This window comes from Marisediminicola sp. LYQ85 (assembly GCF_046600695.1).
Taxonomy (GTDB): domain Bacteria; phylum Actinomycetota; class Actinomycetes; order Actinomycetales; family Microbacteriaceae; genus Marisediminicola.
Genome location: NZ_JBKIWO010000002.1, coordinates 479,630 through 492,611, shown reverse-complemented (window position 1 = coordinate 492,611; position 12,982 = coordinate 479,630). Strand labels below are relative to the sequence as shown.

Sequence of the window (12,982 nt, the reverse complement as noted above, 5' to 3'; positions counted from 1 at the left end):
TCCGCCGCCCAGAAATGGCGGGCGGATGCCGAAATGGGCGGCGGATGTGGCGTGGGTCGGGCGCGTGCGCGCCGCGCGCCCGCCGCGCCCGCACCGCCCGCCCCCACCCCGCTCAGTCGTCGTCGCGTCGCCGCGCCGCCCGCGCGATCGCGCCGATCACGCCCGCGGCGACGAGCACCGCGCCGAGCCCGACGACGGCCCAGACCACCACTTCGCCCGTGACGAAGTCGGGTTCGAGGGTCGTCACGACGAAGGTGAGGGCGGCGACGACGAAGAGGATGAGCCCCCACACGACGGTTCCCGCCCGCATCGTGCGCTCGGGGGCCGCGTCCGGGGTGAGGAGCGAGGTGGGGTACTGCTGGGTGGGTGCGGTGCGCGGGTCAGTCATTGCCGTTTCCTTCTGTCGGTGTCGTGTCGAGGTCGCGGATGATGACGACCTCGCCCGCGCCCAGGGTCACGGTGAGGTCGATCGACCGGTCTGCGGGGCTCTGGTCGGCGGTGCGTTCGGCCCCGTAGGCGGTCGAGATGTGGCGCAATACCCCGCGGTCTTCGAACCCGAGGGTGCTGGCGCCGTTCCCGATGCCGGAGGTGGAGCCGGGGGCCGCCTCGATCTCGCCGGCGAGCACCGTCGCCTCGACCGTCGCGCGCTCGTCGGCGGGCAGCAGCACAGTGACCGTGCCCGCCCCGATGACGAGGTTCACTTCTGAGGGGTCGGCGCCGAATCGCGACGGCGCGTTCGCCGCGCCATCCGCGTAGAACTCCCGCAGGTCGACGGTCACGTCGCCCGCCGCCACGACGATGTCGTTCGGATTCTGGCCCGCGGCCGCGGAGGATGCGGAGGGCGTGTAGGTCATCTGGCCGACGACGTCCACCCTCGGGTTGTCGGGCACGAGCCCCGTGATGATCAGGGAGGTGAGCACCACGATCGCGACACCGGATGCCCCACCGGAGCGCTTGCCGATCACCCCGTTGATGATGATGCCGACCGCGAGCACGGCGAGGGTGACGCTCAGGGCGGGGAGCACCGCCGACGCGGTGTCGCTGCCGGCGCGCACGGCGATGAAGCTGAGGCCCCCGGCGATGAGAGACAAGCCGATGACGACGAAGGAGAAGAGCGGGTTCGACCGGGTGCGGGCGTTCTCCGCACGTTCGACTGCGGCGCGCTCCGCTCGTTCGGCGCGAGCCCGAGCCTGCGCGGCTTGCGAGGCCGCGTGACGCTCGGCCTGCTGCTGTCGACGGAACGCGTCGTTCTGGGCGGCGAAGAGTGCCTGGTGTTCGCGCCACGCGGCGAACTCCTCCGCGGACGCGTCGCGCGGTGGGGCGGGTGGAGCTGTGGGTGGCGTGCCCGCCGTCGTGGTCGGCGCTGTGCCCGCGGCTGCGCCACCTGCCGTGCCCGCAGCCGCGCTCGTCGCGAAGGATGCCTCCGCGCCGGATGTCGGCGTCGCGACCGTCGGGCCGTCGTAGGGCGCGCGGTAGGCGCCATCCGGCCACCCCGCGGAGGAGCCGGGCTGGGAGCTCGAGCGCCGGGCGACGAGCACGATGAGGGTCACGATGAGGCCGAGCACGACGATCGTCCAGAGGGCTCGGCCGAACGAGTCGCCCCAATACGGCTCGCCCTGCCAGACGGAGCCGATGGCCCAGAAGCCCTGGCTCACGGGGAGCATCGAGAGGAGCAGCAGGGTGCCGATTCCGGCGATCGGTGATTCGACGCGGCCGCGGAACACCTGCTCGAGGTGGATCTTGTCTGAGCCGTCGGGCAGCAGCAGCCAGGCCGCGGCGTAGAGCAGCAGCGCGGGTCCGCCGAGCACCGCGAGCACGACGACGATGCCGCGCACGATGATCGGGTCGATGCCGAGCCGCTCGGCGATGCCCGCGCACACCCCGCCGATCCAGCCGGGGCGTCGGGGGAGGTCGAGTCCCCGCATCCAGTCGAAGAAGCGGTTCGTGCCGGCGAGGGGTGGAGTGTCTGAAGCGGGCGGCGGGGTCTCGGTGGTCGAGTCGCCGGGGGTGTCGGTAGCCATGAGTCGATGATGGCCGCGGGCGGGCCTCGGCGGCCATGGGGGATGACCCCCATCGCACCCTGATCTTCTCGCTGGGGGTGCGCTGCCGCCGACGCCCTCTGGTTGGATGACGGGGTGACGACACCCCACCACCGGCCGCCTCTCGCGCGGCCACGCCGTGTCATTCTCGGCGGGGTGTGCGAGGCGCTGTCGATGCACCTCGGTTTCTCGGTGCGCGCCGTGCGTGTCGCCATGATCGTGCTCGCCGTGGCGGGTGGCGGCGGAGCGTTGCTCTACCTCTGGCTGTGGGCGCTCGTTCCCCTCGAGCCGGCCCACGCGACCCCGGACTCGGATGTCGACGACACCGCCGTGACGCGTCGCGCCCCCGTCGCGGCGTTGCTCGTGGCGGTCGCGGCGGTCGCCTCGCTCGTGGCGTTCGAGTCGTTCGCTGCCGCGGAGGGCCGCGCGTCGCTCGCGCTCCTCGTCGTCACGGGTGCCGCCGGCACCGCCGTCGGATGGAGCCTCTACTTCGACCGCCACGACCCCGGCCGGTCGCCGCGCTACGGCACGATCGTGCGCATCGCGTCGGCCGGCTTGCTGTTCGTGGCGGGGGCGGTGGCGCTCGCGAGCCGCCCCAACGCGGTCAACGCCGTGCTCGGGGTCGGCCTCGTGGTGCTCGCGGTCGCCGTGATCGCCGCGCCCCGCGTCGTCACCCTCTGGACGGAGCTCATGCGCGAGCGCTCGGCGCGTGTGCGCGAGGAGCAGCGCGCCGAGATCGCGGCCCACCTGCACGACTCCGTGCTGCAGACTCTCGCCCTCATCCAGAACCGGGCGGGTGCCTCGAGCGAGGTCGCGCGCATCGCGCGGGCGCAAGAACGGGAGCTGCGCGATTGGCTGTTCGCCGCGGAGGAACCCGCCGCGGGCGACCTCGCGACCGAACTGCGGCGGGTCGCGGCATCCGTCGAACTCGACTTTCCGGTGCGCATCGACGTCGTCTCGGCCGGGGCCTCCGACGAGCCGGCGTCGGCCCCGCTTCTCGCTGCGGCCCGCGAGGCGATGCTCAACGCGGCGAGGCACGCGGGCGGCGACGTCTCGGTCTACCTCGAGACCCTGCCAGGCTCGACCGACGTGTTCGTGCGCGACCGCGGGCCGGGGGTCGACCTCGATGCCCTGCCCGCAGACCGGCTCGGCATCCGGGAGTCGATCATCGGGCGGATGTCGCGTGCCGGCGGTTCGGCCACGGTGCGCCCCGGTGCGGGCGGCGCGGGCACCGAAGTACATTTGCGTTTGGAGGCTCCCCGTGATTGATGTGCTCATCGTCGACGACCACTCGATTTTCCGCTCCGGTCTGCGCAGCGACCTCGACGCGTCGCTCAATGTCGTGGCGGAGGCCGCGACGGTCGATGAGGCGGTCACGCTCATCGCCGAGCATCGGCCGCGCGTCGTGCTGCTCGACGTGCACCTCCCGGGCGGGGCGGGCGGCGGGGGCGCCGAAGTGCTCCGGCGGTCGAGTGCTCTGCTCGGCGAGGTGCGGTTTCTGGCCCTGAGTGTCTCGGACTCCGCCGAAGACGTCGTCGGGGTCATCCGGGCGGGCGCTCGCGGCTACATCACCAAGGGCAGCTCGGGCGAGGAGGTCTCACGCGCCGTCGCGGCGGTGGCCGGGGGAGACGCCGTGTTCTCGCCGCGCCTCGCCGGGTTCGTGCTCGACGCGTTCGGTGCCGTCGCGGGCGAGCAGGCCGAGACGAGCGACGAGCTCGACCGCCTCTCGGCTCGCGAGCAGGAGGTGATGCGCCTCATCGCCCGCGGATACTCCTACCGCGAGGTCGCGACCGATCTGTTCATCTCGGTGAAGACCGTGGAGTCGCACGTCTCGGCGGTGCTGCGCAAACTGCAGCTCTCGTCACGCCACGAACTCACGGCGTGGGCGTTGGAGCGAAAGCTGCTGTAGCGCGACCCGCTCAGCGCAGCCGCCGCATCATCTCGAGGGTGCGGCCCTCGGCGAAGCCGATCGGGCGCGAGCGACCGGTCGGGGTGAAACCGTGCCGCTCATAGAACCGTTTCGCGGGTGCGCCGTTCTCGTCGACCCACAGTCGCAGCACGTCGCCGCGCTCGGTCGCCCACGCCACGATCCGATCGAGGAGCGCGTCGGCGACACCGCGCTCGCGACCGCGGAAGTCGGGCGTGACATAGACCCCGGTGAGGATGAGCTCGGGCCCGTCGTGATCGCCGGTCTGCGCGCTCATCATGCCGATCCACCGCCCCGTGGCTGTCTCGATGGCCACGATGCTGGTCGCGTCGTCGGCCTGGCCTCGGCGGGCGCGCATCCGCCAGTCGTCCTCAGTCATCGCGAGAGTCGTCTCGAGGGTCGCGCCGTAGGAGATGGGGTTGTCGGTCGCGTTCTCGACGCGCAGTTCGCGCACGCGCGGCCAATCGTCTTCGGTGGTGGTGCGGATGGTGACGTCAGCGAGGGGCACGACGACACCGTAGTGGGCCCCGGGGGAAGTCGAGTGTCGCGAGGCGCGCGCGTGCGGGAGGGGGTGGCGCGGGTTGAGGCCGCATCGTGGTCGCAAAACGCTGTTTCGACCAACACTGGACCACCGTTTGCGACGGCGATCGCGCGGATGCTGCGGATCGCGCGGCCGGAGCCCGCGCACACGCCGATTCCGCAGCGCGAGCCTTGCTCGCGCAGCCGAAAAGGGCCACTCTTCTGGGGAACGAAGGGAACACCATGGTGACGGACGACCACACCGAGTCGGGGTTCAGCGATGTCGAGCTCGCCGCGATGAAACAGCGCGCGGCCGAACTGCGCGAGCAGGCAAAGGGCGGCACCGGGTCGGCGAAGAAGCAGCGCGAAGCCCAGGCGTGCGTCGACGCCATCGAGGGGCTCGAGGGGTCGGATCGGGCCGTCGCCGAGCGGTTGCACGCCATCGTCACGGAGGTGGCGCCGCACCTCGACCCCAAGACCTGGTACGGCTTCCCGTCGTACGCCCGCGACGGCAAGGTCGTGGTCTTCTTCCAACCGAAGTCGAAGTTCGACACGCGTTACGGATCCATCGGGTTCAACGAAGAAGCCCTCCTCGACGAGGGCGTCTTCTGGCCCACGTCGTTCGCCGTGCTCGAGGTGACCGACGCCGTCGAGGCGCAGTTGCGCGAGCTGGTCACCAAGGCTGCCGGCTGAGCGCCCAGCATCCGCGCGCCCCCTCTGCGGACGGCTCGTACACGTCGATCGCGGTCGCATTCGGCGTTGAGGGCGATCGGTAGCGACCATTCGCGACCGCGACCGCGACCGCGATCGCACCCCGTGCTGCCCACTCCACCCCGCGCGCTCTTGCCGCGCGCACCCACACCGCCGGGTTCGCCCGTCCCGCGCAGTTGTCATTAGGCTCACGCCATGACCATCGCCGCCGCCTCGACCTGGGCGTGGCCGGAACTGCATTCGGCGCAGCGGGAGGTTCTCCTCGATGTGCTCATCCACGGGTCGAGGTCTCGCGCGGACCTCGCGAGACGCACGGGGATGTCGCGCACGAGCCTGAGTCGCATCACGCGCGACCTCGTCGACCTCGGTCTCATCTCCGAGGGGGAGGCCTCGGCGCCGAGCGGCCGCGGTCGGCCCGCCGAGATGGTGCATCTGCGGCCGGATGCGGCCCGCTTCATCGGCATCAAGCTCACGGGCGAGGCGCTCTACGCCGCGATCTCCGACCTGCACGCCAACGTGCTCGAGACCGTCGAGGTCGAGCTCGAGTCGCGCGCCGTCGGCGACGTCGTCGCCCTCATGGCCTCGATCATCGCCGACTTGCGCTCGCGGTTCGATCGCATCGCCGCGGTCGGCGTCTGCCTCGCGGGTGACGTGGAGGAGGTCGACGGGCGTTCCCTGCTGATCGGCTCCGACTTCCTCGGGTGGGACGAGGTTCCGCTCGTCGGTCTCGTCGAGGCGGCGACCGGCCTTCCGGCGGCCGTCTCGAACGACGTGCAAGCGCTCACCGTGGCACACCACTGGTTCGGCGCCGGGCTCGGATGCCGCTCCCTCGTCGTCATCGGCCTCGGCGCGGGCATCGGCAGCGGAATCGTCGTCAACGATCAGCTCGTCTACGGTTCGCGCGGCCACTCCGGCAAGGTCGGGCACACGATCGTGAGCGAGGCGGGCACGCGGTGCTCGCGCGGTCACGAGTCGTGCGCGAGCGGGTTCGTCACCATCCCCGCGATTCTGCACAATGCGGGGACCGGCGACTTCGAGGCGACGCTCGCGCTCGCGGGCGAGGGTGAAGCGCGCGCGTCGCGTGCCATCACGTCGGCGGCGCGGGCACTCGGTGAGGTCGTGGCGAACCTCGTGAATCTCGTGAATCCCGAGCGCGTCGTGATCACCGGCGAGGGTCTCGAGATCGCGCGCGCGGGGGCAGACGCGTTCTCAAACGCGGTGTCTGCGCGGCTCGACCCGGCGACGGTCTCGGTGCCGATCGTGCTGGAGGATTTCGATTTCGGCGACTACGCATGGGCCGCGTCGATCGGAGCCATACGCAGGGTCGTCTGAGCCGCCATGTCGACTGGCGCGAGGCGCTGACACTCACCACTTGACATTTTGTGCCGCGCCGGAACAAAATAGGCGAACGCACCGAGAGCTCGTCTTCCACCCGCTCTCTGCCACCGACCGCGGCGCATCGCAGCCCCCGGCGTCACTACAAAGGAGTAGCTGGACAATCATGAAGTCACCCATCAGATTCACCGCCGTCGCCGCCCTCGCGGCGGGCGCTCTCGTTCTCTCCGGATGCGCATCAGGCTCGGGCGGGTCCTCCGACGGCCCGGTCGAGCTCGAGTACTGGACCTGGGCACCCAACGTCGACACGGTCGTCGAGACCTGGAACGCCGAGAATCCCGACATCCAGGTCGAGGTCGTCGAGGCGGCCGGCGCCGACGACATGATGCCCAAGCTTCTCGCCGCATCTCGGGCGGGGGAGGGCCCCGACCTCGCTCAGGCCGAGTTCCAGAAGCTCCCCAACCTCGTCGTGAGCGACGTCGCCGCCGACATCAGCGAATACGCCGACGCGTTCTCGGGAGAGTTCACCGACTCGACGCTCAACCTCGTCACCATCGGTGAGGGCATCTACGGGGTGCCGCAAGACATCGGTCCGATGATCTTCGTCTACCGCGCCGACCTCTTCGAGGAGTACGGACTCACCCCGCCCACGACGTGGGACGAATACGCCGACCTCGCTCGCGAGGTCAAAGAGGTCGCGCCGGACGCGTTCCTCGGTGGCTACCCCGACGACGCCTCCACGTTCGCGGCCTACACGCAACCCCTCGGCGCTGAGTGGTGGTCGACCGACGGCGAGTCGTGGACCATCGGCATCGACGATGCCGCCTCCGAGCGCGTGGCCGAGTTCTGGCAGCCCCTCGTCGAAGACGAGGTCGTCGACACGACCCACTTCTTCACCCCCGAATGGAACACCATGATGAACGACGGCACGCTGTTGAGCTGGACCGCGGGCGTCTGGGCCCCGGGGGTCATGGAGAGTGTCGCCCCCGACACCGCAGGTCTCTGGGCTGCCGCGCCCATGCCGTCGTGGGACGGCGAGTCCGAGGTCGGCCTCATGGGCGGATCGTCGGTCATGGTCACCAACACCTCGGAGCACCCGGCTGAGGCCGCGGAGTTCCTCGCGTGGCTCAACGGTTCCGCCGAGGGTTCGAGTCTGCTCGCATCGGAGGCCGGACTCTTCCCGGCCTCGACCGCCGGGCAGGAGAGCCTCGCCGACCTCCCCGTGCCGAGCCTCGTGAGCGAGCAGACCGACTTCTGGACCTTCGCGGCCGACGTCGGATCGAACACCGCGCCGATCACCTGGGGCCCCAACGTGCAAGTCGCGTTCGACGCATTCAGCGACGGCATCAAGGCGGCGACGGCTTCGGGTGGGTCCTACACCGATGTCCTCGAATCGGCGCAGGACGCCGTCGTCTCCGACCTCGAAGAGAGCGGCTTCACCGTCAACTAGGGGCCCGGATGTCGGGGGCGGTCGTTCGCGCCGCCCCCGACATCCCTCGATCGAAGGACACACCATGACCTCCACTCTCACCGCACCACCGGCGGCGCGAGCCGCCACGTCGCCTCATCGTCGCCGTCGCAACTCCACTCGGCCGCGACTCGCGCCGTGGGCGTTCCTCGCCCCCGCCGTCGCGCTCTTCACCCTCTTCCTCCTCGTGCCCATCGGCTACGCGGTGTTCCTCAGCTTCGTGCAGCTCAAGGTGCAGGGAGGCGCGTTCGGGCGCCGCGAGCAGGTCTTCGTCGGCCTCGACAACTACGTCTTCGCGCTGACCGACCCCGAGTTCGTCGCCTCGCTCGGCAGGCTCGCGACGTTCGGCATCATCTCGGTGCCCCTCACGCTCGGCCTCGCGCTCATGTTCGCGCTCCTGCTCGATCTGCCGGGCATCCGGTTCGCGCGGTTCGCCCGCACGGCGATCTTCATCCCCTACGCGGTGCCCGGTGTGATCGCAACACTGCTGTGGGGGTTCATGTACCTCCCGAGCACGAGCCCGTTCAACGCGGTGCTCACGAGCGTCGGACTCCCGGCCGCCGATTTCCTCGGGTCGTCAGAGATCTACGGATCGCTGTCGAACATCGCCATCTGGGGCGGCGTCGGTTTCAACATGATCATCATGTACACCGCGTTGCGCTCGATCCCCGCCGAGATCTACGAGGCCGCCAAGATCGACGGCGCGAACGAGTGGCAGATCGCGTGGCGCATCAAGATCCCGCTGCTGACACCCGCGCTCGTGCTCACCCTGCTCTTCTCGCTCATCGCGACCCTGCAGGCCTACTCCGAGCCGACGACCCTGCGCACGCTGTCGAACTCGATCTCGTTCTCGTTCTTCCCGCTCATGAAGGTGTATCGCGACGCCTTCGCGACCGACAACGTGTCGGGCGCTGCCGCGGCATCCGTCGTGCTCGCCCTCGGAACCCTCCTCATCTCTCTCGTGCTCCTGCGTCTTCTTCAGCGCCGCACGTTCGAAGAAAGCAAGTGACGCCGTGACCACGACCACTGCACGTCCCGCGTCGCGCGCGGCCGCCAAGCGCCCCGCCGTCGCCCCGTTTCCGACACAGCGTCGGCGCTCGAGCCGCACGCGCATCCTCCCCACGGTTCTGCTGCTCCTCGGCGCCGTCTACACGCTCATCCCGATCGCGTGGGTCGTCACGGCGTCGACGAAGTCCCGCGGCGAGCTCTTCAGCGAGTTCACCTTCCTGCCGGGAACAGGGTTTCTCGAGAACCTCACCGACCTCTCCACCTACGGCGGCGGCCAGTTCTGGCTGTGGTCTCTCAACAGCCTCATCTACGCCGGCGGAGGCGCGCTGCTCTCGACCCTGGTTTCGGGGGCGGCCGGCTACGCGCTCGCCCGCTACCGCTTCCGCGGGCGGGGTCTCGTGTTCGCGGTGCTGCTCGCGGGCGTCATGCTCCCGCAGATCACCCTCGCGATTCCGCAGTACCTGCTCATGTCGGAGATCGGTCTCGCCAACACCTACTGGTCGGTGCTGCTCCCGAGCATCATCAACCCGTTCGGCATCTACCTCGCGTGCATCTATGCGCAGTCGTCGGTTCCGGAGGAGACCATCGAGGCCTCCCGCATCGACGGGGCGAGCGAGTTCCGCACCTTCCGATCCGTCGCGACGCCGATGATGCTCCCGGGCCTCGTGACCGTCTTCATGCTCCAGTTCATCGGCATCTGGAACAACTTCCTGCTGCCGTTCATCATGCTGAGCGACGAGAGCAAGTTTCCGCTCACGACCGGGCTCTACCTGCTCCTGAACCGCGGCACAGGCACCCCCGCCCTCTACAGCCTCGCGATCATGGGCGCGCTGCTCTCGATCATCCCGCTCGTCGCCCTCATGCTCTTCCTGCAGAGGTACTGGAAACTCGACCTCATCAGCGGCAGCCTCAAGGGATGACGTACTACTCACCCCTCACCCTGGGAACCTCCGCGTGGCTCGGGCGGCGCGATCGGGAAGGAACGGATGCCTCCCCCCGCGCCGTTCTCGAGCGCGTGCTCGACGGCATCCGTTCTCTCGCGGTCGTCGACACCTCGAACGAGTACGGCGGGGGGTTCAGCGAGCAGCTCATCGGCGACGTGCTGAGAGAGCGCGGCGGAGTGCCTGACGGCGTGACCATCGCGACGAAGCTCGACAGGGATCCCGCGACGGGAGACTTCTCGGCCGACCGCATGGTGCGCTCGATCGAGGAGAGTCTCGTGCGGCTGGGGATGTCGAGCGTGCCGCTGCTCTACCTGCACGATCCCGAGTCGATCAGTTTTCGCGCGGCGATGGCCGAGGGAGGTCCGGTCCGGGCGCTCGAGGGAATGAAGGCCGACGGCCTCGCCGACCGGATCGGCATCTCGGGCGGCCCCGCTCCCATGCTCACCAACTACGTCGAGACGGGCGTCTTCGACGCGGTCATCACCCACAACCGCTTCACCCTCGTCGACAGGTCGGCCGAGCAGCTCCTCGACGCGGCGGCGCAGCGAGGCGCGCTCGTGTTCAATGCGGCGCCCTACGGTTCGGCGCCCCTCGCGAAGTGGCCCGACCCGGTCACGCACTACGCCTACCGGCCCGCCCACCCCCTCGTCGCCGAGTCGATCGACCGGATGGGGGAGATCTGCGCGCGGCACGGCGTCTCTCTCGCGGCTGCTGCGCTGCAGTTCAGCATGCGGGATCCCCGCATCACCTCGACGGTCGTCGGGCTCAACACCCTCGCCCAGCTGGACCGCACTCTCGACACCGCCGCGCTGATGATTCCCGAGTCTCTGTTCGCCGAACTCGAGGCGGTCCGGCCCGCGCCGGTCAGTTGGCAGGAGCCTCCCGGAGACAGCCCATGGAACGACCCCGATCACCACGAAGGACCCCACAATGACTGAACTCGTCTCCCGCTCCCACGACCAGCCCGCCGGTCGCACCTTTCCGTGGATCGCCGAGGGCATGGCCTTCGGCGGCGATTACAGCCCCGAGCAGTGGGCCGAAGAGGTGTGGGTCGAGGATGTCGCGCTCATGCAGCGCGCGGGCGTCAACTCGGTGAACCTCGGAGTGTTCTCGTGGGGTCTGCTCGAGGTTGCCGACGGGGTCTTCGAGTGGGGGTGGCTCGACCGCATCCTCGATCTCCTGCACGAGGGGGGCATCGGTGTGAACCTCTCGACACCGACCGCCGCGCCGCCCATCTGGTTGCTTCAGACGCATCCCGAGATCGCGACGGTCGACGAGAACGGCGTGCGCACCGGTCAGGGCGGGCGCCTCGCGTGGTCGCCGAGCTCGGCGACGTTCCGCCGCTACGCCCTGCGGATGGTGCGTGCCCTCGCCGAGCGCTATCGCGACCACCCGGCGCTCAGGCTCTGGCACGTGAGCAACGAGATCGGCAATGAGAACTCGCGCTGCTACAGCGACGAGACCGCGGTCGCGTGGCGCGCGTGGCTCGAGGCGAAGTACACGACCGTCGACGCGGTCAACGACTCGTGGGGCTCGGCGTTCTGGGGTCACCATTACACGTCGTTCACGCAGATCGAGCCGCCGCGTTTCGCGCGCGCGAGCCACAACCCCGGTCTCCTCCTCGACTTCGACCGGTTCTCGTCGGACGCTCTCCTCGGCCATTACCTCGCCGAGCGGGAGGTGCTGCGCGAGGTGACCCCCGACATCCCCGTGACCACCAATTTCATGATCATGAGCTTCACCCAGGTCGACGACTACGGCCGCTGGGCCGAGGAGGTCGATGTCGTCGCCAACGATCACTACACGATCTCGTCCGACCCGCTGCGCCACTCCGAGCTGTCGTTCAGCGCCGATCGAACCCGCGGAATCGCGAAGGGCGACCCCTGGCTGCTCATCGAGCACTCGACGAGCGCGGTCAACTGGCAGACCGTCAACCGCGCCAAGGAGCCGGGCGAACTCACGCGAAACAGCCTCGCGCACATCGCGCGCGGAGCCGACGGCGCGCTGTTCTTCCAGTGGCGGATGTCGACGGCCGGAGCCGAGCAGTTCCACTCGGGCATCGTCACGCATGCCGGAGCCGACTCCAAGGTCTTCCGCGAGGTCGAGGCACTCGGTGCGGCACTCAAGAACCTCGCCCCCGTGGTCGGGTCGCGCGTCGAATCGGCGCGAGTGGCGATCCTGTTCGATCACGACTCCGCGTCGGCCCAGTCCTTCGGTCGGATGCCGTCGACCCTCCTGACTCCGCAAGACCTGCCCAAGCGATTGCACCGCGCCTTCGCCGCACGGCACATCGCCGTCGACGTCGTGCCGTCGACGGTCGACCTGAGCGGGTATTCCCTCGTCGTCGTGCCCACTCTCTACCTGGTCTCCGACGAGGCCGCTGAGCGCATCGCCGAGTTCGCTCGCGGCGGTGGGCACGTCGTCGTCTCCTACTTCTCGGGAATCGTCGACGAGAGCAGTCGCGTGCGCGAGGGCGGGTATCCCGGCGCGTTCCGAGACCTCCTCCAGATTCGCACGGACGAGTTCTTCCCCCTCTTCGAAGACGAGTCGGTCGAGCTCGACAACGGCTGGACCGCCGACCTCTGGACCGAGTCGCTCGAGCTCCGGGGGGCGACGGCGCTCGCGAGCTATCGGTCGGGGGAGCGTCAGGGTGTTCCGGCCCTCACGCGCGCGAGTGTCGGAACGGGCACGGCCACGTACCTCGCGTCGCGCCCCGACGACGACGCCATGCTGCAGTTCGTCGATGAGCTCGCGGAGCTCGCGTCACTGCCGGTGATCGCCGACGCGGATGCCGGGCTCGAGCTCGTGCGCCGGGTCGGCGCCGATGCGTCGTTCCTCTTCGCCCTCAACCACACTGCGGGCACGCTGACGGTGCGGGAGGGTGGCACCGACCTCATCACGGGGGAGGAGCACGGGTCGACCGTGACCGTGCCCGCCGGCGGTGCAGTCGTCGTCATGAGGTGATCCGCCCACGATCGGCGGCGCCGAACATCCACCCTCACGCGAGCCGACGGCCCGCACTCCATCGAAA

Annotated in this window: 12 protein-coding genes; 9 read left to right on the top strand and 3 right to left on the bottom strand. The window is 69.7% G+C overall.

Features of this window, described 5'->3' with window-relative positions; translation table 11 throughout:
* Positions 1-112: 112 nt before the first annotated feature.
* Together ACLHG5_RS10675 and ACLHG5_RS10670 are read right to left on the bottom strand one after the other, a co-directional pair.
* On the bottom strand, positions 113-388 hold the full coding sequence (locus ACLHG5_RS10675) for a hypothetical protein (RefSeq protein WP_411318778.1): 276 nt from the start codon (positions 386-388) through the stop codon (positions 113-115).
* Positions 381-2,021, bottom strand: a complete 1,641-nt coding sequence (locus ACLHG5_RS10670; RefSeq protein ID WP_411318776.1) for a PspC domain-containing protein — start codon at positions 2,019-2,021, stop codon at positions 381-383. Before ACLHG5_RS10670 ends, ACLHG5_RS10675 begins: the two co-directional genes overlap by 8 nt.
* 114 nt (positions 2,022-2,135) lie before the next feature.
* On the opposite strand from ACLHG5_RS10670, the gene ACLHG5_RS10665 reads away from it, so the two are divergent.
* Positions 2,136-3,308, top strand: a complete 1,173-nt coding sequence (locus ACLHG5_RS10665) for a PspC domain-containing protein (RefSeq protein WP_411318774.1) — start codon at positions 2,136-2,138, stop codon at positions 3,306-3,308.
* Positions 3,301-3,948, top strand: a complete 648-nt coding sequence (locus ACLHG5_RS10660) for a LuxR C-terminal-related transcriptional regulator (protein WP_411316729.1) — start codon at positions 3,301-3,303, stop codon at positions 3,946-3,948. Before ACLHG5_RS10665 ends, ACLHG5_RS10660 begins: the two co-directional genes overlap by 8 nt.
* A gap of 10 nt (positions 3,949-3,958) precedes the next feature.
* Here the strand turns inward: ACLHG5_RS10660 and ACLHG5_RS10655 are convergent, their stop codons facing one another.
* Positions 3,959-4,474 carry a GNAT family N-acetyltransferase gene (locus ACLHG5_RS10655; RefSeq protein WP_411318773.1) on the bottom strand — a complete coding sequence of 172 codons (516 nt, stop codon included), beginning with the start codon at positions 4,472-4,474 and terminating at the stop codon, positions 3,959-3,961.
* A 254-nt stretch (positions 4,475-4,728) separates the two neighbouring features.
* Between ACLHG5_RS10655 and ACLHG5_RS10650 the strand changes: the two genes are divergently transcribed.
* The 7 genes from ACLHG5_RS10650 (at position 4,729) to ACLHG5_RS10620 (ending at position 12,915) form a co-directional block, all read left to right on the top strand.
* Entirely contained in the window at positions 4,729-5,178 is a 450-nt protein-coding gene (locus ACLHG5_RS10650) for an iron chaperone (RefSeq protein ID WP_411318772.1), read from the top strand.
* A gap of 213 nt (positions 5,179-5,391) precedes the next feature.
* A complete protein-coding gene (locus ACLHG5_RS10645) occupies positions 5,392-6,528 on the top strand; it encodes an ROK family protein (protein ID WP_411318771.1) in 1,137 nt (378 codons plus the stop codon).
* 169 nt (positions 6,529-6,697) lie between these two features.
* The gene (locus ACLHG5_RS10640) at positions 6,698-7,981 is read left to right on the top strand and encodes an extracellular solute-binding protein (protein WP_411318770.1); all 1,284 of its coding nucleotides are present in this window, start codon (positions 6,698-6,700) and stop codon (positions 7,979-7,981) included.
* Between the two features lie 64 nt (positions 7,982-8,045).
* Positions 8,046-9,008, top strand: coding sequence for a carbohydrate ABC transporter permease (locus tag ACLHG5_RS10635; protein WP_411318768.1), 963 nt, complete (start codon positions 8,046-8,048; stop codon positions 9,006-9,008).
* A gap of 4 nt (positions 9,009-9,012) precedes the next feature.
* Positions 9,013-9,927: a carbohydrate ABC transporter permease gene (locus ACLHG5_RS10630; protein ID WP_411318766.1), complete on the top strand. Its 915-nt coding sequence runs from the start codon at positions 9,013-9,015 to the stop codon at positions 9,925-9,927.
* Positions 9,924-10,889 carry an aldo/keto reductase gene (locus ACLHG5_RS10625; protein ID WP_411318764.1) on the top strand — a complete coding sequence of 322 codons (966 nt, stop codon included), beginning with the start codon at positions 9,924-9,926 and terminating at the stop codon, positions 10,887-10,889. Before ACLHG5_RS10630 ends, ACLHG5_RS10625 begins: the two co-directional genes overlap by 4 nt.
* Positions 10,882-12,915, top strand: a complete 2,034-nt coding sequence (locus ACLHG5_RS10620) for a beta-galactosidase (protein ID WP_411318763.1) — start codon at positions 10,882-10,884, stop codon at positions 12,913-12,915. Before ACLHG5_RS10625 ends, ACLHG5_RS10620 begins: the two co-directional genes overlap by 8 nt.
* The last annotated feature ends 67 nt before the right edge of the window (positions 12,916-12,982 follow it).